The 22686-nt window shown below is 62.1% G+C and carries 22 protein-coding genes and 1 riboswitch; of the genes, 6 read left to right on the top strand and 16 right to left on the bottom strand.

From position 1 onward, the window contains the following. Nucleotides 1-56 precede the first annotated feature (56 nt). Nucleotides 57-3527: a hybrid sensor histidine kinase/response regulator gene (locus tag NE357_RS08485; RefSeq protein ID WP_169429484.1), complete on the top strand. Its 3471-nt coding sequence runs from the start codon at nucleotides 57-59 to the stop codon at nucleotides 3525-3527. A gap of 9 nt (nucleotides 3528-3536) precedes the next feature. Here NE357_RS08485 and rmuC read toward each other — a convergent pair whose 3' ends face one another. Together rmuC and NE357_RS08475 are read right to left on the bottom strand one after the other, a co-directional pair. Further along, nucleotides 3537-4901: a DNA recombination protein RmuC gene (gene rmuC, locus NE357_RS08480; protein WP_169432607.1), complete on the bottom strand. Its 1365-nt coding sequence runs from the start codon at nucleotides 4899-4901 to the stop codon at nucleotides 3537-3539. 175 nt (nucleotides 4902-5076) lie between these two features. After that, on the bottom strand, nucleotides 5077-5400 hold the full coding sequence (locus NE357_RS08475; protein ID WP_169429483.1) for a sel1 repeat family protein: 324 nt from the start codon (nucleotides 5398-5400) through the stop codon (nucleotides 5077-5079). A 957-nt stretch (nucleotides 5401-6357) separates the two neighbouring features. Here NE357_RS08475 and NE357_RS08470 point away from each other — a divergent pair. From NE357_RS08470 to NE357_RS08460, 3 genes are all read left to right on the top strand, one after another. Next, on the top strand, nucleotides 6358-6582 hold the full coding sequence (locus NE357_RS08470) for a hypothetical protein (protein WP_007950419.1): 225 nt from the start codon (nucleotides 6358-6360) through the stop codon (nucleotides 6580-6582). Nucleotides 6583-6858: 276 nt separating this feature from the next. After that, entirely contained in the window at nucleotides 6859-7341 is a 483-nt protein-coding gene (locus NE357_RS08465) for a hypothetical protein (RefSeq protein WP_085710598.1), read from the top strand. A 146-nt stretch (nucleotides 7342-7487) separates the two neighbouring features. After that, on the top strand, nucleotides 7488-8759 hold the full coding sequence (locus NE357_RS08460) for an OmpP1/FadL family transporter (protein WP_169429482.1): 1272 nt from the start codon (nucleotides 7488-7490) through the stop codon (nucleotides 8757-8759). A gap of 81 nt (nucleotides 8760-8840) precedes the next feature. Here NE357_RS08460 and NE357_RS08455 read toward each other — a convergent pair whose 3' ends face one another. The 14 genes from NE357_RS08455 to cobO form a co-directional block, all read right to left on the bottom strand. After that, a complete protein-coding gene (locus NE357_RS08455) occupies nucleotides 8841-9401 on the bottom strand; it encodes a glutathione peroxidase (protein WP_169429481.1) in 561 nt (186 codons plus the stop codon). A gap of 51 nt (nucleotides 9402-9452) precedes the next feature. Next, nucleotides 9453-9578, bottom strand: coding sequence for a hypothetical protein (locus NE357_RS08450; RefSeq protein WP_283241417.1), 126 nt, complete (start codon nucleotides 9576-9578; stop codon nucleotides 9453-9455). Next, a complete protein-coding gene (locus NE357_RS08445) occupies nucleotides 9575-10783 on the bottom strand; it encodes an MFS transporter (protein WP_169429480.1) in 1209 nt (402 codons plus the stop codon). The genes NE357_RS08450 and NE357_RS08445 overlap by 4 nt, the downstream gene beginning before the upstream one ends. A gap of 54 nt (nucleotides 10784-10837) precedes the next feature. Continuing rightward, a complete protein-coding gene (locus NE357_RS08440) occupies nucleotides 10838-11242 on the bottom strand; it encodes a MarR family winged helix-turn-helix transcriptional regulator (RefSeq protein ID WP_169429479.1) in 405 nt (134 codons plus the stop codon). Nucleotides 11243-11285: 43 nt separating this feature from the next. Continuing rightward, nucleotides 11286-12017 carry an adenosylcobinamide-GDP ribazoletransferase gene (locus tag NE357_RS08435; protein ID WP_169429478.1) on the bottom strand — a complete coding sequence of 244 codons (732 nt, stop codon included), beginning with the start codon at nucleotides 12015-12017 and terminating at the stop codon, nucleotides 11286-11288. Nucleotide 12018: 1 nt separating this feature from the next. Next, nucleotides 12019-12594 (bottom strand): alpha-ribazole phosphatase family protein, encoded by a 576-nt coding sequence (cobC, locus tag NE357_RS08430; RefSeq protein WP_169429477.1) that lies wholly within the window; start codon nucleotides 12592-12594, stop codon nucleotides 12019-12021. Beyond that, the gene (gene cobT / locus NE357_RS08425) at nucleotides 12591-13646 is read right to left on the bottom strand and encodes a nicotinate-nucleotide--dimethylbenzimidazole phosphoribosyltransferase (protein ID WP_169429476.1); all 1056 of its coding nucleotides are present in this window, start codon (nucleotides 13644-13646) and stop codon (nucleotides 12591-12593) included. The genes cobC and cobT overlap by 4 nt, the downstream gene beginning before the upstream one ends. After that, nucleotides 13643-14164, bottom strand: a complete 522-nt coding sequence (cobU, locus tag NE357_RS08420) for a bifunctional adenosylcobinamide kinase/adenosylcobinamide-phosphate guanylyltransferase (RefSeq protein WP_169429475.1) — start codon at nucleotides 14162-14164, stop codon at nucleotides 13643-13645. The genes cobT and cobU overlap by 4 nt, the downstream gene beginning before the upstream one ends. Before the next feature lie 99 nt (nucleotides 14165-14263). Then, nucleotides 14264-15766: a cobyric acid synthase gene (locus NE357_RS08415; RefSeq protein ID WP_169429474.1), complete on the bottom strand. Its 1503-nt coding sequence runs from the start codon at nucleotides 15764-15766 to the stop codon at nucleotides 14264-14266. Continuing rightward, nucleotides 15763-16773, bottom strand: a complete 1011-nt coding sequence (cobD, locus tag NE357_RS08410) for a threonine-phosphate decarboxylase CobD (protein WP_169429473.1) — start codon at nucleotides 16771-16773, stop codon at nucleotides 15763-15765. Before cobD ends, NE357_RS08415 begins: the two co-directional genes overlap by 4 nt. Continuing rightward, nucleotides 16766-17674, bottom strand: a complete 909-nt coding sequence (gene cbiB / locus NE357_RS08405; RefSeq protein ID WP_169429472.1) for an adenosylcobinamide-phosphate synthase CbiB — start codon at nucleotides 17672-17674, stop codon at nucleotides 16766-16768. Before cbiB ends, cobD begins: the two co-directional genes overlap by 8 nt. Next, entirely contained in the window at nucleotides 17671-18321 is a 651-nt protein-coding gene (bluB, locus tag NE357_RS08400) for a 5,6-dimethylbenzimidazole synthase (RefSeq protein ID WP_169429471.1), read from the bottom strand. Before bluB ends, cbiB begins: the two co-directional genes overlap by 4 nt. Then, nucleotides 18318-19613, bottom strand: a complete 1296-nt coding sequence (locus NE357_RS08395; protein ID WP_169429470.1) for a cobyrinate a,c-diamide synthase — start codon at nucleotides 19611-19613, stop codon at nucleotides 18318-18320. Before NE357_RS08395 ends, bluB begins: the two co-directional genes overlap by 4 nt. Continuing rightward, nucleotides 19610-20221, bottom strand: coding sequence for a cob(I)yrinic acid a,c-diamide adenosyltransferase (cobO, locus tag NE357_RS08390; RefSeq protein ID WP_127797339.1), 612 nt, complete (start codon nucleotides 20219-20221; stop codon nucleotides 19610-19612). Before cobO ends, NE357_RS08395 begins: the two co-directional genes overlap by 4 nt. An 81-nt stretch (nucleotides 20222-20302) precedes the next feature. Beyond that, a riboswitch (cobalamin riboswitch) is annotated at nucleotides 20303-20528 on the bottom strand. A 166-nt stretch (nucleotides 20529-20694) separates the two neighbouring features. Between cobO and NE357_RS08385 the strand changes: the two genes are divergently transcribed. Next, nucleotides 20695-21279, top strand: a complete 585-nt coding sequence (locus NE357_RS08385) for a hypothetical protein (RefSeq protein ID WP_169429469.1) — start codon at nucleotides 20695-20697, stop codon at nucleotides 21277-21279. A 66-nt stretch (nucleotides 21280-21345) separates the two neighbouring features. Further along, on the top strand, nucleotides 21346-22659 hold the full coding sequence (locus NE357_RS08380) for a PQQ-dependent sugar dehydrogenase (protein ID WP_169429468.1): 1314 nt from the start codon (nucleotides 21346-21348) through the stop codon (nucleotides 22657-22659). The last annotated feature ends 27 nt before the right edge of the window (nucleotides 22660-22686 follow it).

Genomic DNA, 22686 nt, shown 5'->3' with positions numbered 1-22686 from the left:
CGTGCGAGACTGTCTGACCGGGCGCAAGTCCGGTCGTTTTCTGTCGGGAGTGTTCCATGTCGTTGTCCACCGGGCTGATCGCCGCCGTCGCCCTGGCCTATATGGCCATCATGTTCGCCATCGCCTTCTACGGCGACCGCCGCAGCGCACCGTTGCCGCCGCGGATGCGTGCCTGGGTGTACAGCCTGTCGCTGGCGGTCTACTGCACCAGCTGGACGTTCTTTGGCGCGGTCGGTCAGGCCGCCGAACAGCTATGGTCATTTCTGCCGATTTACCTCGGGCCGATCCTGCTGTTGCTGGGTGCGCCGTGGGTTCTGCAAAAAATGGTGATGATCAGCAAGCAGGAGAACATCACCTCCATCGCCGACTTCATCGCCGCCCGTTACGGCAAATCCCAATCGCTGGCGGTGGTCGTGGCGCTGATTTGTCTGGTGGGCGTCCTGCCTTACATCGCCTTGCAGCTCAAGGGCATCGTCCTGGGCGTGAACCTGCTGATCGGCGCCGGTGCCGATGCCATGGGCACCCGCGCCCAGGACACGGCACTGATCGTGTCACTGGTGCTGGCGTTGTTCACCATCGTTTTCGGTACGCGCAACCTCGACGCCACCGAACACCACCGGGGCATGGTGCTGGCGATTGCATTCGAGTCGCTGGTCAAGCTGTTCGCCTTCCTCGCCGTCGGCGCCTTCGTCACTTATGGCCTGTATGACGGCTTCGACGACCTGTTCAATCAGGCAATGCTCGCCCCGCGCCTTGAGGAATACTGGAAAGAAACCATCAACTGGCCGTCGATGGTGGTACAGACCGGCGTAGCGATGATGGCGATCATCTGCCTGCCCCGACAGTTCCATGTGACAGTGGTGGAGAACATCGACCCGCAGGATCTGCGCCTGGCCAAATGGGTATTCCCGGCCTACCTCGGACTGGCTGCGCTGTTTGTAGTCCCGATCGCTCTGGCCGGTCAGATGATGCTGCCCAGTTCGGTCATCCCCGACTCTTTCGTCATCAGCCTGCCATTGGCCCAGGCTCACCCGGCGCTGGCCATGCTGGCGTTTATCGGCGGCGCCTCGGCGGCCACCGGCATGGTGATCGTGGCAAGCGTGGCGCTGTCGACCATGGTGTCCAACGACATGCTGCTGCCATGGCTGTTGCGCCGCAACAATGCCGAGCGGCCGTTCGAAGTGTTCCGCCAGTGGATGCTGTCGGTGCGTCGGGTCAGCATCGTGGTGATTCTGTTGCTGGCTTACGTCAGCTACCGATTGCTCGGTTCCACCGCGAGCCTGGCGACCATCGGCCAGATCGCGTTCGCCGCCGTGACCCAACTGGCGCCGGCGATGCTCGGCGCGTTGTACTGGAAACAGGCCAACCGCCGCGGCGTATTTGCCGGCCTCGCCGCCGGCACATTCCTGTGGTTCTACACCCTGATCCTGCCGATCGCTGCGCGCAGTCTCGGTTGGTCGCTGGACACTTTCCCCGGTCTGGCCTGGCTGCACAGCAATCCGCTAAACCTACCGATTACCCCGCTGACTCAAGGCGTGGTGCTATCGCTGGCGGGTAACTTCACATTGTTCGCCTGGGTCTCGGTACTGTCGCGCACCCGGGTGTCGGAACACTGGCAGGCCGGACGCTTCATCGGCCAGGAAATCAGCGCCCGACCCAGCGCACGCTCGATGCTGGCGGTACAGATCGACGACTTGCTGCAACTGGCGGCGCGCTTTGTCGGTGAAGAACGTGCGCGGCAGAGCTTCATTCGTTTCGCCTACCGCCAGGGCAAGGGCTTCAACCCGAACCAGAACGCCGACGGCGAATGGATTGCCCATACCGAGCGCTTGCTGGCCGGTGTCCTGGGTGCTTCTTCGACACGGGCTGTCGTAAAAGCCGCCATTGAAGGTCGGGAGATGCAACTGGAGGACGTCGTCCGGATCGCCGACGAAGCCTCGGAAGTGTTGCAGTTCAACCGCGCCCTACTGCAAGGCGCCATCGAGAACATCACCCAAGGCATCAGTGTGGTCGACCAGTCGCTGAAACTGGTGGCCTGGAACCGGCGCTATCTGGAGTTGTTCAATTACCCGGACGGCTTGATCAGCGTTGGCCGACCGATTGCCGACATCATTCGCTACAACGCCGAACGCGGCCTGTGCGGCCCCGGCGAAGCGGAGGTTCACGTTGCCCGGCGCCTGCACTGGATGCGTCAGGGCCGCGCCCACACCTCCGAGCGCCTGTTCCCTAACGGCCGGGTGATAGAACTGATCGGCAACCCGATGCCCGGCGGCGGTTTCGTCATGAGTTTCACCGACATCACCGCGTTCCGCGAAGCCGAACAGGCACTGACCGAGGCTAACGAAGGGCTGGAACAACGGGTCAGCGAGCGGACTCAGGAACTGTCGCAACTCAACGTCGCGCTGACTGAGGCCAAGGGCAATGCCGAGGCGGCCAACCAGTCGAAAACCCGCTTCCTCGCGGCGGTCAGCCACGACTTGATGCAACCGTTGAACGCCGCACGGCTGTTCTCCGCCGCCCTCTCCCACCAAGAGGACGGCTTGAGCGGTGAAGCACAGAAACTGGTGCAGCATCTCGACAGCTCGCTGCGCTCGGCCGAAGACCTGATCAGCGACCTGCTGGACATTTCCCGTCTGGAGAACGGCAAGATCAATCCGGATCGCAAGCCGTTCGCGGTCAATGAGCTGTTCGACACCCTCGGTGCCGAATTCAAGGCGCTCGCGCAGGAACAGGGCCTGAGCTTCCGGGTCCGCGGCAGTCATTTGCGCATCGACAGCGACATCAAGTTGCTGCGACGGATCCTGCAAAACTTCCTGACCAACGCCTTCCGCTACGCCAAAGGCCCGGTCTTGCTGGGCGTACGCCGGCGACAGGGCGAGATTTGCCTGGAGGTGTGGGATCGCGGTCCAGGGATTCCGGAAGACAAGCAGCAAGTGATTTTCGAAGAATTCAAACGCCTCGACAGCCATCAGACCCGCGCCGAGAAAGGCCTGGGCCTAGGCCTGGCGATCGCCGACGGCTTGTGCCGGGTGCTCGGGCACACCTTGCGCGTGCGTTCATGGCCGGGGCGCGGCAGTGTGTTCAGTGTGCGGGTGCCGCTGGCAAAGACGCAAACCGCGCAGCCGGGCGCTGCGGTCGAACTCAACGGCAAACTGCACAGCGGCGCGCGGGTGCTGTGCATCGATAACGAAGACAGCATTCTGATCGGCATGAACAGCCTGCTCACGCGCTGGGGTTGTCATGTGTGGACGGCGCGCAACCGCGAAGAATGTGCGGCGCTGCTCAACGATGGCGTGCGGCCGCAACTGGCGCTGGTGGACTTCCACCTCGATCACGGTGAAACCGGCACCGACCTGATGGCCTGGTTGCGTACGAGACTGGGCGAACCGGTGCCCGGGGTGGTGATCAGCGCCGACGGACATCCGGAAACCGTGGCCCTGGTGCACGCGGCCGGGCTGGATTATCTGGCCAAACCGGTGAAACCGGCGGCGTTGCGGGCGTTGTTGAGCCGCTATTTGCCGCTCTAAAAGAGTGGCTTATTCAGGCAGTTCGACCAGGCCGTCGGCATCGGTCATGGCGCGCTCCAGCAGATCCGCCGGCAGGCTCTTGCTCGCTCGTGCGCCGAGCAATTTCAGCTGCTCACTGCGACTGACCAGGTTGCCGCGCCCCTCTGTCAGTTTGTTTCGTGCTGCGCTGTAGGCTTTATCCAGTTGCTGCAGACGATTGCCGACTTCGTCCAGATCCTGAATGAACAGCACGAACTTGTCGTACAGCCATCCGGCTCGCTCGGCGATTTCCCGGGCGTTCTGGCTCTGGCGTTCCTGTTTCCACAGGCTGTCGATGACCCGCAGGGTGGCGAGCAGCGTGGTCGGGCTGACGATCACGATGTTGCGGTCGAAGGCTTCCTGAAACAGCGCCGGCTCGGCTTGCAGCGCCGCGGAAAACGCCGCTTCGATGGGCACGAACAGCAAGACGAAATCGAGGCTGTGCAGCCCTTCAAGACGCTTGTAGTCCTTGCCTGCCAGGCCTTTGACGTGGCTGCGCAGCGACAGCACATGCTGCTTCATGGCGATCTGGCCGATGGCATCGTCGTCGGCCGCCACATATTGCTGATACGCCGTGAGGCTGACCTTGGAGTCGACCACCACCTGCTTGTCGCCCGGCAGGTAAATGATCACGTCCGGCTGGAAGCGCTCGCCGTCCGGGCCCTTGAGGTTGACCTGGGTCTGGTACTCGCGGCCCTTCTCCAGCCCGGCATGTTCCAGCACTCGTTCCAGAATCAGTTCGCCCCAGTTACCCTGGGTTTTCTGGCCTTTCAGAGCACGGGTCAGGTTGGTGGCCTCATCGCTCAGGCGCAGGTTCAGTTGTTGCAGACGCTCAAGCTCCTTGGCCAGGGAGAAGCGCTCGCGGGCTTCGGCCTGATAGCTTTCCTCGACCCGTTTTTCAAAGGACTGGATGCGTTCTTTCAAAGGATCAAGCAACTGCCCGAGGCGCTGCTGGCTGGTTTCGGCGAAACGCTGTTCACGCTCGTCGAAGATCTTGCCCGCCAGTTCGGCGAACTGGGCGCGCAACTCGTCGCGGGAGCCTTGCAGGTCATCGAGACGTTGTTGATGGCTTTCCTGCTGCTCGCGCAATTCGGCATTCAGTGAAGCGGCCTGAGCGTCCAGACGTCGCAGCTCGGCTTCCTTGCTGGCGCGCTCGAGATTCCAGGCATGGGCGGCGTCGCGGGCGTCGTCGCGCTCGATCTGCAACAGTTCGACTTCCCGGCGCACGGCCGCGAGATCGGCTTGTTTGGAGGCATTGGCCTGGCCAAGGTCGGCGATTTCGTCGCGACAGGCTTCAAGCTGGGCATTGAGGCCGTCCTGGGCCATTTGCGCCATGGCCAGCCGCTCTTCGAGCAACGCGACTTCAGACTGGTTCTGACTGGCCCGACGTTGCAGTTGCCAGGCCAGTGCCAGCAGCGGCAAGGCCGCGCCTGCCAACCCGAGCAAGATGCTGGTCAAGTCCATCGCCATAGTCATTCCCGCCGATCCGATAAAGCCTGAAGGTTAACCAAGGCGTCAGGTCTTGGACAGCTCAGTCTTCGATCAGGCCGAGTTCCTGTTGTGCACGCCGGTCACCCGCACGGGCGGCCTGACGCAGCAGGTCCTGCCCGATGCGGCGATCCCGGGCATTGCCGCACTCACGACACATCAACTGTCCGAGACGGCTTTGCGCCACAATCACGCCTTCGCGGGCCGGTTGCTTGAGCAGTCGGCCGGCGAGGTGCTTGGCATTCTGGCTGTCGCTCAGGCGCGGGCTGTCGAGCAGCCATTCGGCCACACGTACGGACAATCGCTTGGGGGCGGTAACACGAGGGGGTTGGGAAGTAACAGAATCTGGAGCTGAGCGAAACTTCATAAAGCACTGTGGGGCAGATCGGAAGGCGCGCCACTCTACTCTTTTTTTCGCACAGGTAAAGTCGAAAAAAATCCCGGCACGCCCGTGCTAGAGCAAGCGCTCGGGACAATCCACAGAAGCTGTGGATAACTCAGTGGACAACCCCTCTCGACACGCCGCAAAGCCTTGTGGAATGGGGCCCGCAGTCAAACTGACGATTTTTTCACCAGTAAAAAAAAGCGATGTTTTTCATTGACTTAAACTTTCGTTACAGGCAGCCATCGGGGTCAGGAACGATGTGACAGTGTGGTTACCGTCTGCGCAACTAATGTGCACAAGTACCTGTTACGCGGTTATATCGATGCGCTTTTTCGGGTCGTTCCGGCATTCTGATTGGGGATAAGCGGCTGCGATGCAACCACTTCGCCGCCCCCGCGAGACGACCGACGGTCGGGATGTGAGCCAAATCGGGGCGCGGCCGGTGCCGGAAGAACATCCCGCAGGTTCTTTTTAGAAATGAGGTTTGCCTTCCTCGATGCGTTCCGTTAGTATCCGCGGCGTTAGTACCAAGCTGAAAGTCAATTCCGGTCGAACAACCCCCCACGGTCAGCCTTCTTTTCACAGAAGCCTCCACCGACAAAAGCGGGTCCGACCCCTCGATGGTTTCCAGGTAAATCTTGCGACGACACAGCCTTTGAAACGAATACAAAGGGTGTTGCGAAGACCACTTACTCTGACCGAACCAACCTGCAAATTGATCAGGATCTTCACCCCGGGCCCAGAACCTCTGCCCTCGATGTGTTGCCTGTCCTCCTAAGTACCTACCTGCCAGCCCAAGCGCGCCAACTTTTCAGCGCTTCAAACTGGCTGCTTTGTTCCAGTCGGGTTCTTCGTTCGACCAATGGTGGTCTGCGTTACTGGAACGTTTTAACGTTGCACGGTTCTTATCCGTGTCATTTGTAGGAACACCTAATAACTATGTCTACTCAAATCCAGACTCAGGATGCCATTCGCACCCTAACCAACGCTTTTGCTCCAATGAACTGCCTGATCATGGCCGCTCGCAAAGGCTGCTTCAGCTTCACCGTGGTCAATGAACACGGGATCGCCCGCCACAGCGAGCGTCTGTACCCCGATCAGTACTCCAGCGCCGAACCGCTGCAGGCCGTGATCGATCGCACGCGTCAGGCATTGATCGCCTGAGAGGCCGAAGTGGCTGCAAAAGCAAAAGCCCCGCTTGAAACGCGGGGCTTTTTATTGCCCGATGTTTCTCTTTTTACCGCTCACGGTTAAGCACCAACCGATATAACGGTTATAACTGCTCGCCGGAAATATTTTAAAAACAGGCCTTTACGGCGCGAATATGACACTACACTTCAACTCAAGCGGCTTGATCCGCTTTCGGCGGGCCTGATTCGATTCACAGCTGCCAAGCTCCCCTTCAGGCCTCGCCGCCCAATAACAAGAACCGAGGGTTTTATGGGTATCGCTGCCAGCGAACTGTGCCGCTATGTGATCCGTCCAACGCTGATTTATCTGGGACGTCACTGCGCCACCGCCGAATCCCTGCTGCTGGGCATCGCCGCCAGTCAGTCCGCCCTGGGTTCCGCCCTGCATGACCGCCGTGGCCACGGCCTGTACCGGATTGCCGAGCATCGCCACCAGGCCCTATGGGACCATTACCTGGCGCTCGATCCGGAGCGCGCCAGCCTGGTTCGCGGCCTGGCCAGCCAGCATGCCTTTCTCAGCAGTCCGCACCTCGAACTGACCGTCAACCTGCGTTACGCCACCGCCATCGCCTGGCTGCTGGTCGAAGAACAGACCCCCACCCTCCCCGACCCGGACGACCTGCTCGCAATGGCCCGCATCTGGCGCCAGACCTTTCAACCCCAGGGTCGTCTGCGTGACTTCACCTGTGCCTGGCAGACCTGTGTTTCACCGCTGAATCAGGTCGCGTGCTGACTCGTCAGTTTCGCAAGATCGTCCAACGGGTCGCGAATCTGGTCGGATTGTCCTACAAAACCGCTCTAACTCAAGCCTTAGGGACTATAGCGCTGGGACGAAAATGTTGGTAATTTCCGCCCCGGTGATCACCAGGAGTTCTAATAATGAAAAAAGTAATGCTCAAAACCACCATCAGCCTCGCCGTTTCCCTGGCATCCACGCAGATTTTCGCCGCTGGCTTTGCCATCAACGAGCACAGCATCAGCGGGATGGGGACTGGGTACGCCGGGCGATCTTCTTCTGCCGACGATGCAAGCACTGTTTATGGCAACCCTGCCGGCATGTCGCGTCTCACTCGCGAACAAGTCACCGGTGGTGTTGCATTCCTCGATGCCAAGACCGATATCAGCGACGCCAGCTCCAGCCCCAACGGCGGCAGCAACAAAGGCGACATGGTGCCCTTCACCTCAGTTCCTATGGGTTTCTACGTCAAGCCGATCGATGAGCATTGGGCATTCGGCCTGGGTGTGTACGTACCCTTCGGCCTGATTACCGACTATGAAAAAGGTTTCGCCGGCCGCTACTTCGGCAGCAAGTCCGAAGTACAGGTCATCACTTTCCAGCCAACCGTCAGCTACAAGTTCAACGATGTGGTATCGGTCGGTTTCGGTCCGACCATCAACCGTATCGACGGCACCCTGGAATCGAACCTGTCGATCACTCAGGCCCTGCCGGACGGCAAGGTCAAGATCAAGGGTGATGACACCGCGCTGGGCTACAACATCGGTGTGCTGGTACAAGCGACCGACACCACTCGACTGGGTCTGACCTACCATTCCAAGGTCGACTACAAGCTCGAAGGCAACACCAAGGTCAACTACGGCGCACTGGCCGCAGTCGGTCTGGGTGCCAGCCAGAAGTACGACGCTTCGCTGAAGATCACCACGCCTGAATCCGTGGACTTTTCGGTTACCCAGGCGATCAACGATCGCTGGAACGTCTATGCCGGTACCACCTGGACCCGCTGGAGCCAGCTGGAAAAGATCACCGTCAAGAACTCCGGTGTCCAGCCGCTGCTGGCCGGCCAGTTTGGCGAAATCACCGAAGAGCAGAACTGGCATGACAGCTGGGCTTACGCCATCGGTACGTCCTACCAGTTGAACAAGGAATGGGTACTGCGTACCGGTCTGACCTTCGACCAGTCGCCGACCAACAACGTCGACCGTTCGCCGCGCATCCCTACCGGTGACCGGACCATCTTCAGCATCGGTGCCGGCTGGAGCCCGACTGACGACCTGACCATCGACGTCGCGTACTCGTACCTGAAGGAAGAGGCCGTCAAGGTCCACAACGAAAACAATCGTGGCCAGACCTACGATGCCAAGTATGAAAACTCGGCAAACGGTTTCGGTGTCGGCGCGACCTACCGCTTCTGATGCTGTACGGCGAGGCTAACCCCTCGCCCACTAAAAAGCCCCGCCCTCTCGACAGAGGCGGGGCTTTTTAGTGGGTGTCGATCAGGGTTTCAGGGGTTTTGAGGCGATGGCTTTCTCGATAGCCGCGAGAAACTCCGGATCATCCGGCTTGGTCAGGCTGGAAAAGTTGGCGATCACCTTGCCCTGGCGATCAACCACGTATTTGTAGAAATTCCACTTCGGTGCGCTGCTCTGTTTTGCCAGCACCTGGAACAAGTGAGTCGCATCGTCACCCCGCACCTTCTGCGGCTCGGTCATGGTGAACGTCACGCCGTAGTTGGCGTAGCAGACCTTGGCGGTCTCGGCGCTGTCCTTGGACTCCTGCTTGAAGTCATTGGAGGGCACGCCGAGCATTTCCAGCCCTTGCGCCTTGTAGCGCTGATTGAGCGCTTCGAGGCCTTCGAATTGCGGGGCGAAACCACAGAAGCTGGCGGTGTTGATCACCACCAGCGGTTTGTCGGCGTAGCGCTGGCACAGGTCGATGGATTCCTTGGCCCGCAACCTGGGCAACGAACCTTGCAACAGATCCGGACAATCCGCGGCCTGGGCCAGTCCGGTCAACGCCATCAGCAACACAGGAACAGCACACCAGCGCTTGAGCATGTCGGGCATCCTTGAGAGTCGTCAGAACCCGACGTTACTCGCCACCAAAGCCTACAGGCAAGCACCCATGCCCAACTGCATCAGCGCCAGCCCGCCCTGATGCCAGCCCCACCACACCAGCGCCAGCAACGCGGCGCCCAGTGCAGAGATAGCGACTTGCGGCCAGATCCGCTTCATGCTGCGCTCGTACGGACCTGCAGACGCGCGACCGGGCGCTCGCGCACCGGCCAGTTCAGCGCGGCCGCCAACAGGCTCAAGAGAATCGCCACTTGCCAGATCAAGTCATAACTCCCGGTTCGGTCATACACCACCCCGCCCAGCCAGCCGCCCAGGAAAGAGCCGAGTTGATGGAACAGGAACACGATCCCCCCGAGCATGGACAGGTTTCGCACGCCAAACAAGGTCGCCACCGTACCGTTGGTCAACGGCACCGTCGACAGCCACAGGAAGCCCATGGCCATACCGAACAGATAAGCCGATGTGGTCGTCACCGGCAGCCACAGGAACAGCACGATCACCACCGCGCGCAGCAGGTACAGACCGGTCAACAGACGCGGCTTGGACATGCGCCCGCCGAGCCAACCGGCGGTGTAGGTGCCGAAGATGTTGAACAGGCCGATCAACGCCAGCACCGTGGTGCCGACGGTGGCCGGCAGATGCTGGTCGACCAGATAGGCCGGCAGGTGCACGCCGATAAACACCACTTGAAAACCGCAGACGAAGAAACCGAACGCCAGCAGCCAGAACCCGGAATGCGAACAGGCTTCGCGCAGGGCTTCGGACAGGGTTTGCTCATGGCCGAGCACCGGCAGCGGTTTGTCCTTGAGCATGCTCACCAGCGGCACGATCAGCGCCACCAGCAGGCCCAGCACCAGCAACGCCGCCGACCAGCCGAGCCAGCCGATCAGCCCGAGGGTGCCCGGCAGCATGGCGAACTGACCAAAGGATCCGGCGGCGCTGGCAATGCCCATGCCCATGCTGCGTTTCTCCGGTGGCACGGCGCGGCCGACGACGCCGAGAATCACCGAGAACGAGGTCCCGGACAGCCCGATGCCGATCAGCAGGCCAGCGCTCAGGGACAAGCCCAAAGCGGTCTCCGACAGCCCCATGAACACCAGGCCCAGGGCGTAGAGCACGCCGCCGATCAGTACCACTTTTGCCGCGCCGAAGCGGTCGGCCAGTGCGCCGGTGAAGGGTTGCGCCAGGCCCCAGATCAGGTTCTGCAAGGCGATGGCGAAGGCGAACACCTCACGGCCCCAACCGAACTGGGCACTCATCGGCGACAGGAACAGGCCGAAACCGTGCCGCACGCCCAATGACAACGCCAGAATCAGCGCACTCCCCAATAACACCCAACCGCACGTACGCCACATCGAACTCATTGTTATTCTCCAGTCGCGGGTATATACCCGCTTAGATTCGGAAAAAACCGGCCCTCAGGCCAGTTCATCCAATAGCCGCAGCAAGGTTTCACGCTTCTCGGCACCCAGTCGGTCGATCAACCGCTGCTGCGCCGCTTCCCAGGCCGGCAGGGCTGCTGCCAGGCGTTGCGCACCGGTTTCGGTGAGCCGGACAATGCGGTTGCGCATGTCTTCGCCCTCAGCCAGCGCCACCAGCCCTTCGCCTTCCAGTACCCGCAGATTGCGTCCGAGAGTGCTGCGATCCAGGCCCATCGCTTCGGCCAGCTCGGAGATGCTCGGTTGATCCAGCCGCTGCAGATTGCACAGCAGAGAATACTGGGCAACGTTGATCCCGAAGCCGTCGAGAGCGCCGTCGTAATGCCTGCTGACGCCACGTGCGGCGCGACGCAGGTTGATGCACAAACACTGAGAAGGAAGCATGATGCGTGTATATACCCGCGAGTCTGTCAAATCAAGTTACAGATCAAAACAAGGCCAGCCCGACCAGCACCGACATTTCCAATAATTCCAGCAGTGCACCGGCCGTATCGCCCGTGGTTCCGCCCAGGCGCCGCACCATCAAATGTCGCAACCAGATGAACACGACGACCGCCAGCAGCAACGCCACGACAGCATTGAACCCGGCAATCACCACGCACACCGCCGCACTCACCGCCAGCACCTGCCAACCCGTCTTGCGTGGCAGATGATCGGCCAGCGCCTGCCCCAATCCACCGGCCCGCACATAAGTCGTGGTGAGGAACAGTCCGAGCAGCGCCGCCCGCCCGATCAGCGGCACGATGATCAATGCCATACCCTGCTGCTGTTCGATCAAGGCCAGCAACGCGGCAAACTTGAGCAACAACACCAGCACCAGCGTCACCACCGCAATCGGCCCGCTGCGCGGGTCCTTCATGATTGTCAGCGTACGCTCGCGATCACCGAAACCGCCGAGCCACGCATCGGCGCTGTCCGCCAGCCCATCGAGGTGCAAAGCACCGCTGAGCAGCACCCAAACCGTCAGCAACAACGCGGCATGCAACAGCAATGGCGTGCCGGCCAAGGCAATGTTCAGTGCCCAGAGAATCACCCCGAACAGCAAGCCCACCAGCGGATAAAACAGCAGCGAGCGGCCGAGTTCTTCGGGCGCCGGCATGCCCGGCAGACGAATCGGCAGGCTGCTGAGAAATTGCAGGGCGATCCACAGGGGCAGCATGTCAGCACACTTCCCTGAGCGAACCGTCGGCCTCGACGATCAGCGAAAACAGCGCGCCGTGACCCACTTCGACATTCAGCAACTGCTCACGAGGCAAACCACGGGCCCGCGCCAGCAACAGACGCATCACGCCGCCATGGCTGATCAGCAACACCCGCTCCCCCGCGTGCGCCGCATGCAGTCGCATGACCGCCGCCAGCACCCGCGCAGAAAACTCGCTGACAGGCTCACCCTGCGGCGGGGTAAACCCATACGGATCCGCCCAGAACAGCCCAAGCGCTTCGGCATCGGTTTCCATCAGCGCCGCCGCGCTCTGCCCTTCCCAGGCACCGAAATGCAGCTCTTGCAGATTCTTGTCCAGAGATACTGGCAGATCCCGCTGCGCACCCAGCTCTTCAGCAAACCGCGCACAACGCTGCAACGGCGAACTGACCAGCCGATCCCACGGTCCCTGCCCGCTCACCGCCTCGCGCATCTGCGCCCAGCCTTTTTCAGTCAGCGCGTCGTCGAGGCTGCCGCGCAGGCCACCGCCGAGTTCGGTTTCACCGTGGCGCAGCAGATCCAGACGCAAGGTCATGCCGGACGATCCGCCACCGCGGCCTCGGCGAAGGTCGCCATCTGGCCGTGCAGATCACAGGCCAGACGCAACAACGGCACCGCCAGCGCAGCGCCGCTGCCCTCGCCCAGACGCAGGCCCAGTTCAAGAAGCGGCTCGGCACTCAGCGTTTCCAGCACATGACGATGGCCCGGCTCGGCGCCGCGATGACCGAACAGCAGCCACTCACGGCAAGCCGGATTCAGACGCACCGCCACCAGCGCAGCGACCGTGCAGATGAAGCCGTCCACCAGCACCGCCACACCTTCCTGAGCACAGGCCAGATACGCGCCGACCAAAGCCGCAATCTCGAAGCCGCCGAGATTGAACAGGGTCTGCAGCACATCCCCACGCTGCGCCGAGTGCAGCGCCAGCGCCCGCTCGATCACCAGCGCCTTGTGGCTGACGCCTTCGGCATTCAACCCGGTGCCGGGACCGGTCAGGTGTGCCACCGGGCAATCGAGCAGCGCACAGGCCAGCGCACTGGCGGCCGTGGTGTTGCCGATGCCCATTTCGCCACCGATGAACAATTGCGCGCCCGCCGCCTTCGCGCGCAGCACACTGTCGCGGCCGCCCTGCAAGGCGAGTTCGCCCTGTGCCCGAGTCATCGCCGCACCCTTGGCGAAATTCGCCGTGCCCTGGCCGATATTCAAGTGGCGCACGCCCGGCAGGTTCAGCGACGGGGTCACGGTGCCCAGATCCACCACTTCCAGTTGCGCACCGAGCTGCCGCGCCAGCACGCTGATCGCCGCGCCGCCGCTGACGAAATTCAGCAGCATCTGCCCGGTGACTTCCTGCGGAAACGCGGAAACCCCTTCGGCGACAACGCCATGGTCGCCAGCAAAAATCGCGATCCAGACCTGATCGAGTTTCGGCTTGATCTGCCCCTGCAATCCGGCCAGTTGCACTGCTACAGATTCCAGTCGCCCGAGGGAGCCTGCGGGTTTGGTCAATTGCTGTTGACGGGCTGCCGCGCTTTCAACGGCGTCCGTATCCACCAGTTTGCACGGGTTCAGCCACCAGGCTTGAGTCATAACGCAGGTCCTTTAAGAGTCAGGGGCAGGCCGGCGACGGTCAGGACGACTCGCTGACAACGCTCGGCCAGAGCTTGATGCAGCCAACCGGCTTCATCGACGTAGCGGCGAGTCAATTCGCCCAGCGGCACGACACCCATTCCGGTCTCGTTGCTGACAAAAATGATTTCACCCGGCAGCGACGCCAGGCATTCAAGCAGGGCTGCGCGCTCGGCGGCGAGGCGTTCGGCGTCTTCGAGCATCAGCAGATTGGTCAGCCACAGCGTCAGGCAATCCACCAGCAGGCAACGCTCGGCACTGGCGTTCTCGCGCAGCACCCGGGCCAGCTCCAGCGGCTCCTCGATCAACGCCCATTCGGCGGGACGACGGGCACGGTGATGGGCGACGCGTTCATTCATCTCGCCATCCAGCGGCTGACTGGTGGCGATGTACGTCACGGCCAGCGCGCTGTCAGTGGCGAGCTTTTCGGCCAGGCGACTTTTGCCGGAGCGGGCGCCGCCGAGGATCAACTGGAGCATGGAGGCATCCTGAAAAAAATTCGTTGAGACAACTGACCTCTTCGCGGGCAAGCCCGCTCCCACAATGGATGTCGGCCGGACATGGCACTCGAGTACACCTCAATACCCTGTGGGAGCGGGCTTGCCCGCGAAGAGGCCATCACATCCGGCCTGGATACCACAGAGTTCACACAACAGCCCGGTATCCAGATGCTTCTCCACCAGATCCGCCAAGCGCTCGATATCGCGTTCGCGCAGGCCGTGGTAATCCACCTCCTGCACATCGTTCAGACCGGCCCAGCGCAACAGCGCCGCACTGGCCGCCGGCGATTCGAACAGGCCATGCAGGTAGGTACCGAAAATCTGCCCGTCGAGACTTTGCGCGCCATCACAGCGGCCGTCATCCAGATGGACAGCAGCGTTTTCCAGCGCAGCCCCTGTCGTCACACCCGCATGAATTTCATAACCGCTGACCTCGGCATCTTCCAGCGCCAGACGCCCGCGCACATTGCGCAATTGCTTCTCGGCTTCGAGCTGCGTTTCAAACGCCAACAGCCCCAGACCGGCGCTGGAGCCCGGTGCGCCTTCCAGGCCGAGCGGATCATGCACCTGCTCGCCGAGCATTTGCAGACCGCCGCAAATCCCCAGCAGCTTGCCGCCATAGCGCAGATGACGGCGGATGGCGGTTTCCCAGCCATTGGCGCGCAGATACGCCAGGTCACTGCGCACGCTTTTCGATCCCGGCAGGATGATCAGATCGGCCGGTGGAATCGCTTGCCCCGGGCCGATGAATTGCAGGTCAACCTGCGGATGCAGTCGCAGGGGATCGAAATCGGTGTGATTGCTGATGCGCGGCAGCACCGGCACCACCACTTTCAAGACTTGCTCGGCCTTGTCGATCTGGCGCTGGTCGATGCCGTCCTCGGCTTCCAGATGCAGGTCCATCACGTACGGCAGCACGCCCACCACCGGCTTGCCGGTGCGCTGCTCCAGCCAGTCGAGGCCCGGTTGCAGCAAGGCGATATCGCCACGGAAGCGGTTGATGATGAAGCCCTTCACCCGTGCCTGTTCGCTCGGCGACAGCAGTTCCAGCGTGCCCACCAGATGGGCAAACACGCCGCCCCGATTGATGTCCGCGATCAACAGCACCGGGCAATCCACCGCTTCGGCGAAGCCCATGTTGGCGATGTCACCGGCGCGCAGATTGATCTCCGCCGGCGAGCCCGCGCCCTCGACCATCACCAGCGGATACGCAGCGCTCAAGCGCTCGTGAGAGGCCAGTACGGCCTGCATGGCGATGGCTTTGTAGTCGTGATAGGCGACGGCGTTCATGCTGGTGACCGCACGTCCATGGATGATGACCTGGGCACCGGTGTCGCTGTTGGGCTTGAGCAGCACTGGATTCATATCGGTGTGTGGCTCGAGAAACGCCGCCTGCGCCTGCACCGCTTGCGCCCGGCCGATCTCGCCGCCGTCGGCGGTCACTGCGCTGTTGAGCGCCATGTTCTGCGGTTTGAACGGCACTACGGCAACGCCCCGACGGGTTGCCCAGCGGCACAGCGCCGTCACCAGCGTACTTTTGCCAGCGTCGGAGGTGGTGCCTTGCACCATTAACGTAGTCATGCGGGTTTCTTGTCCATAGAGCGGTCCATGGCAAACGCTTGCAGGGCCTGCTCAAGACGCGCTTCATCGGCGACATTGGCGGGCAGACCGAAACGCAGGCTGCTGTTGTGCGTGAAGAGACGCAGGAGGATGCCGCGACGGGCCATGAATTCGTGGAGTGCGTGAGCATGCTCGGTGATCAGCCACTGAAACAGCGCACAGCCGCCCTGAGGCTTGAAGCCATAGCGCTCGAGCAGTGCAGCCAGCCGTTCGCTGGCTTCGTCGCTGCGGATCCGCTGGCGGGTATGACCTTCAGTGTCTTGCAGGCAGGCTTGCCCCAATACCCGGGTCGGCCCGCTGACGGCCCAGGGTCCGACCTGCTCGGCCAGCAATCTGAGCAGCTTGCGCTCCGCCAGCACGAACCCGAGTCGAACACCGGCCAGACCGAAAAACTTGCCGAACGAACGCAGGACGATCAACCCCACTTGATGCGCATGCGGGGCAAGGCTTAACTGCGGCGTGTTGTCCATGAACGCTTCATCAACCACCAGCCAGCCGCCGCGCTGGGCCAGCCGTGCGTGCCAGTCGAGCAGGCGCGCCGGAGTCAGGCTCAGGCCGGTGGGATTGTTCGGGTTGACCACCACCAGCACGTCGAGGCCGTCGAGGAAGAAATCGACTTCCTGCTCCAACACTTCGCGGACGATGTAACCGCTGCGCCGCCAGGCTTCGCCATGCTCGGCATAACACGGCGACAGCACGCCAACCTTGCCGGCCCGGCGCAATCGCGGCAACAACTGGATGGCCATCTGCGAACCGGCCACCGGCAAAACCTGCGCGGCGCCGTAGTAGTCGCACGCGGCCTGCTCCAGACCGTCATCGGTTTCCGGCAAGCGCGCCCAGGCCCGCAGCGGAATTTCCGGAACCGGAAACGGCCACGGCGCCAGACCGGTGGACAAGTCGAGCCAGTCTTCTTCCGCGATGCCGTATTCAAGCGCCGCCCTGCGCAGCCGGCCACCGTGCTCAAGCATAGAATTCAGCCCCCACGCAGAGAATCAGCAGCCATAACCATACCCCGCGCTGAACCAATTGCCAGCCACGTTCGATGGAATCGGCATCCGCCGGCGCACCCTCGCCCAGTTGCGCACGCTCGTGCAGCTCGCCGTGATAGATCGCCGGCCCGCCCAGCTCCACGCCCAAGGCACCTGCGCCGGCAGCCATCACCGGGCCGGCGTTCGGGCTGTCCCATTTCGGGCCTTGGGTGCGCCAGCATTTCAGCGCGAGTCGGGTTTTGCCGAGCAGCGCGTAGGTCAACGCCACAAGCCGTGCGGGAATGTAGTTGAGGACATCGTCGATTTTTGCCGCGGCCCAGCCGAAACGCTCGAAGCGTTCGTTGCGATAACCCCACATCGCGTCGAGGGTGTTGCTCAGACGATAGAGCACCACGCCCGGAACACCGGCCACGACAAACCAGAAGATTGCAGCGAACACCGCATCGCTGCCGTTTTCCAGCACCGACTCGGTGGCGGCACGGGCGACAGCCGTGCTGTCCAGCTCACTGGTCTGACGGCTGACCAGGTAACCCACGCGCTTGCGCGCCTCTTCCAGGTCATCGCTGCGCAAAGCCTTGGCCACCGGCTCGACGTGCTCACCGAGACTGCGCATGCCGAGGGCGCAATACAGCGCGATGATCTCGACAATCCAGCCCACATAAGGCGCCCAGGACAATGCCGTGGCAAGTAACGTCAATGGCAGCACCGCGATCACCCAAGCGGTGACACCATGGCTGCGCCACCCACGCCCGCCGGTGTTGAAACGTTGCTCGATGCGCCCGGCAAAATTGCCGAACGCCACCAGTGGATGCCAGCGCTTCGGCTCACCCAGTAGCGCATCCAGCGCGACCGCGGCGACACTCAACAACGCCACACTCATTGACTCACTCCCCAGAAATTTTCATACAGCAGCTCATTGAGCGGACGCGCCTGCGCCCACCCTTCGAGTACCAGCATCGGCGCCGGATAGAATTCCTTGACCGGCCCCAGGCAAAGCACTGCCAGCGGCTTGGCCCCGGCCGGCAGTTTCAGCAGATCGGCCAGCGCCTGCGGCTCGAACAGCGACACCCAGCCCATGCCCAGGCCTTCGGCGCGCGCCGCCAGCCACAGGTTCTGGATCGCGCAGGACAATGAGGCCATGTCCATTTCCGGTAGCGTGCGACGACCGAAAATGTGTCGTTCGCGATCATCCATCAAGGCTGCGACCAGCACTTCTGCGCAGTCATTGATGCCTTCGACCTTGAGCTTCATGAACTCGTCGCTGCGCTCGCCGAGGGCTTGGGCGGTGCGCACGCGCTCTTCTTCAACCAGGTTCTGGATCTGGCTACGCAAAGCGCGGTCGCTGATGCGGATAAAGCGCCACGGCTGCATCAGGCCGACGCTCGGCGCCTGATGCGCGGCCTCCAGCAAACGACGCAACAGTTCAGGCTCGACCGTGCCACCGCTGAAGTGGCGCATGTCGCGACGTTCGGCGATGGCGCGGTAGACCGCTTCGCGCTCGGTTTCAGTGAATGCGTTGTCGGTCATGGCACCAACAGTGCGGCAATCGCCGACGGATTCGATGGAAAGTAAAAATGCACGTACGAGGCGGTCATCCGCCCTTGCCGATACACCGCTTCGGCACCGCGCCCGCCATTGGGGCTGTGGCCACGGGCGATTGGCGTCAGTTCGGTGGTGGTCAGGGAGTGGTGATAGGTGTGGCCGCGCAACAGGCCTTCCGGCAGGTCGACCTCTTGCAAGGCCAGCGCGGCGAGGCGCTTTTGCATCACGGCATCGCCACTCAACAGGCCGACCAAGTCAGCGCGGGTGCCTTCGACATCGGTCAGCGAGCCGAGCAGGTACAGCATGCCGCCACATTCGGCGAGCAGCGGCTTGCCAGCGGCGTGATGCGCGCGGATCGCGTTGAGCATGTCGGCGTTCTGCGACAAGGCAACGTGGTGCAATTCCGGGTAGCCGCCGGGCAGGTACAAGCTGTCGGCGTCGGGCAATTGCGCATCGCGGATCGGCGAGAAGAAACTCAACTCGGCGCCCATCGCCCGCAACAGATCGAGACTGGCACCGTAGGTGAACGCGAAGGCTTCGTCGCGGGCAACGGCAATTCGCACGCCTTCGAGCAACTTTTCAGTCTCAACGATTTCTGGCGCGGCGAATTCCACGGCCGGCGGCAGCGCTACCTCGCAGGTGCCGGCCAGCGCTTCGGCGGCGGCGTCGAGGCGCACGTCGAGGTCATTGAGTTCGCTGGCCTGCACCAGACCGAGATGACGGCTTGGCAGTTCGATCCCGGTTTCACGGGACAGCGCGCCGTACCAACGCAGGCCTTCGGTCAGGCTGCCTTCGAGCAATTGCGCATGGCGCACGGTGCCAACGCGGTTGGCCAGTACCCCGGCGAACGGCAGGTCCGGCTGATAACGCGCCAGGCCCAGGGCCAGTGCGCCGAACGTTTGGGCCATCGCGGTACCATCGATCACGCCGAGCACCGGCACGCCGAAATGCCGCGCCAGATCGGCGCTCGACGGCGTACCGTCAAACAAACCCATAACGCCTTCGATCAGGATCAGATCCGCTTCGGCGGCGGCTTCCCACAACAGACGTCGACTTTCCTGCTCGCCGACCATCCACATGTCCAGTTGATAGACCGGCGCACCGCTGGCGCGCTCGAGGATCATCGGGTCGAGAAAGTCCGGACCGCACTTGAACACGCGAACCTTGCGCCCCTGATTGCGATGCAAACGGGCCAGCGCGGCGGTGACGGTGGTCTTGCCCTGACCGGAGGCCGGCGCGGCGATCAGTACCGCCGGGCAGTGACGTGGTTGATTCAAAGTTCGACGCCTTTCTGCGCTTTGATGCCGGCCTGGAAGGCGTGCTTGATCATGCCCATTTCGGTGACGGTGTCGCCCATCTCGATCATTTCCGGCTTGGCGGCGCGGCCGGTGACGATCACGTGCTGCATCGGCGGGCGGGCCTGCAGATCGCTGAGCACCTGATCCAGATCGAGGTAACCGTGCTTGAGGGCGATGTTCAGTTCATCGAGCACCACCAGACCGATCGACGGATCACGCAGCAGCTCGCGGGACACTTCCCATGCAGCTTCGGCGGCGGCGATGTCACGCTGGCGGTCCTGGGTTTCCCAGGTGAATCCCTCACCCATCACATGGAAGCGCACCTGCTCCGGGAAGCGGCGAAAGAACAGTTCCTCACCGGTGCTGTTGCGGCCCTTGATGAACTGCACCACGCCGCACTGCATGCCGTGGCCCATGGCGCGGGCGAGCATGCCGAACGCCGAGCTGCTTTTGCCTTTGCCGTTGCCGGTCAGCACCAGCACCAGGCCGCATTCATCTGGCGAATTGGCGATGCGCTCGTCGATCACGGCTTTTTTACGCTGCATGCGCGCGAGGTGACGCTCGTCGCGTTCGGGGGAATCACTCATGGGGAAGCTCTCCGTTGAGGCTGGATAACGGCGGGCAGGCACAAGAACAGACGGCAACAAGCCTGGCATCGCCCACCGTGATGCCGCTGGATGGATCAGGCCGGTCTCCGGGCTCATGAGCGGCTGGTGCCTGGCTGCGCGCCTTCCCGCTGTTAAGCAGTGGCATCCGACGCAGCTTTTACTCATTTACCGTTGCGGGGGCAGCGCCGGGATCGTGAGGGTTCATCGCTTGAAGACCCGCCTCACCGGCTTCCCTGTTTCACTCTGTCGACATGCGCCACAGAGCACCTGAAACAAGCCGCGAAGGTTAGAGGGTTGGGGGTGGAGCGTCAATTGAAGAGGGGCTTGTGCGGCGAATAACTGCCGCCGATCAATTAACTGACGCCAATCTTGTGCCACACTGCCAGCAGTGATATCAAAGAGCCATGCTTTTTGACTGCAGAGAGCACATCACAATAACAAGGGAGAGCACCATGCAAGGCATGATCATCAGCAATCCGCGGCTGGAATTCCTGCGCCCGGTGCTGGAACGCTGGTTTGACTGTATCGACCGCTACAACACCGTGCGTGGCGACAACGACACGCCCTACTGGCACGACGAAAAAGCCAACCTCGGCCTGCTGTCCGCCGCCGCATGGATGGCCGAACTGGTCACCCTGCGTGACACCGCCACCCGCAAACAGAATGAGGAAGGCGAACGCAATGCCCGTGCCGACCTGTTCCTGGCCGGCGCCGAAGATCGCGCTTACATTCAGGCGACCCAACGCTGGCCGCGCGTCAACAACCTGAATCTCACTCAGGCCCTGGCCGATATCACCAGCGATGCCAAGCGCATCAGCTACGCCAGCGATCTCAAACTCGGCTGCCTGTTCGTCGCCCCACAGAAAGCCCAGCACAGCGCCAGCCCGGAAGAACTGCAGGACATGGTCGACGACCTGCAAAAGGAACACACGTGCGCCGTCGCCTGGTACTTCCCCTACGCCTACCGCAAATTGCGCAGCGAGGCCGGCAACTACCATCCCGGCATTGCCGTGCTGTTCAAGGAGGCGCGCGGCTGAACGGTTGAACCATCGGGCTCGCGCACTTCTCTATGATTAGGAATGCATTCATAGGGAAGATCAGTAATGCGCAAGCCCCAGCTCGTTTTCGTCATCGCACTCGCCGGAGGGCTCACCGCCTGTGGTGAATCCTCCAGCCTGCAAGTCTCGGACGGCACCGGCCCATCCCCCAAACTGCCCGAACCGAATAAAACCCTGATTCCGACGGTGAACATCGCCCCGGCGATCGGCTGGCCGGCCGGTGCGAAACCAACGGCAGCCGCCGGCACCCAGGTGGCCGCATTCGCCGAAAACCTCGATCACCCGCGCTGGCTCTACGTATTGCCCAACGGTGATGTACTGGTGGCGGAAACCAATGCCCCGCCGAAACCTGACGACAGCAAGGGCATACGCGGCTGGGTGATGAAGAAAGTCATGGGCCGTGCGGGCGCAGGGGTTCCCAGCCCGAACCGCATTACCCTGCTGCGCGATGCCGACCACGACGGCGTGGCGGAAACGCGCACGGTGTTTCTGCAGAACCTGAACTCGCCGTTCGGCATGACACTGGTCGGCAATGACCTGTACGTCGCTGATACCGACCGTTTGTTACGCTTCCACTACGAACCCGGGGCAACGGAAATCAAGAGCCAGCCAATCAAGGTCGTGGACCTGCCGGGCGGCCCGCTCAACCATCACTGGACCAAGAACGTCATTGCCAGCAAGGATGGCAGCAAGCTTTACGTCACCGTCGGCTCGAACAGCAACGTCGGCGAAAACGGCCTGGATCAGGAAGAGGGCCGCGCGGCGATCTGGGAAGTGGACCGCGCCACCGGCAATCACCGGATCTTCGCTTCAGGCATTCGCAACCCCAACGGCCTCGCCTGGGAACCGAAAAGCGGCGCGCTGTGGACAGCGGTAAACGAGCGGGACGAGATCGGCAGCGATCTGGTGCCGGACTACATCACCTCGGTGAAGGACGGTGGTTTCTATGGCTGGCCGTTCAGCTATTACGGCCAGCACATCGATGTCCGCGTCGAGCCACAAAACCTGGACCTGGTGGCCAAGGCCATCGCCCCGGATTACGCCGTCGGTCCGCATACCGCCTCACTGGGCCTGACCTTTGCCGAGGGCAACACGCTGCCAGCCCAATTCAAGGAAGGCGCGTTCATCGGTCAGCACGGATCGTGGAACCGAAAGCCCCACAGTGGCTACAAGGTGATCTTCGTACCGTTTAGCGCCGGCAAGCCGAATGGAACACCTGTAGACGTACTGACAGGCTTCCTCGACAAGGATGAAAACGCCCTGGGACGCCCCGTTGGCGTGGTGATTGATCAACAAGGCGACTTACTTGTGGCAGACGACGTCGGGAACAAGGTCTGGCGAGTGTCGGCAGCCAAATAGCCCGACCCTGAAACAAAAAAACCTGTG

This window comes from Pseudomonas sp. G7(2022) (assembly GCF_052660475.1).
Note: the sequence above shows the minus strand (reverse complement) of the source record. Positions and strands in the feature narration are given on the sequence as shown.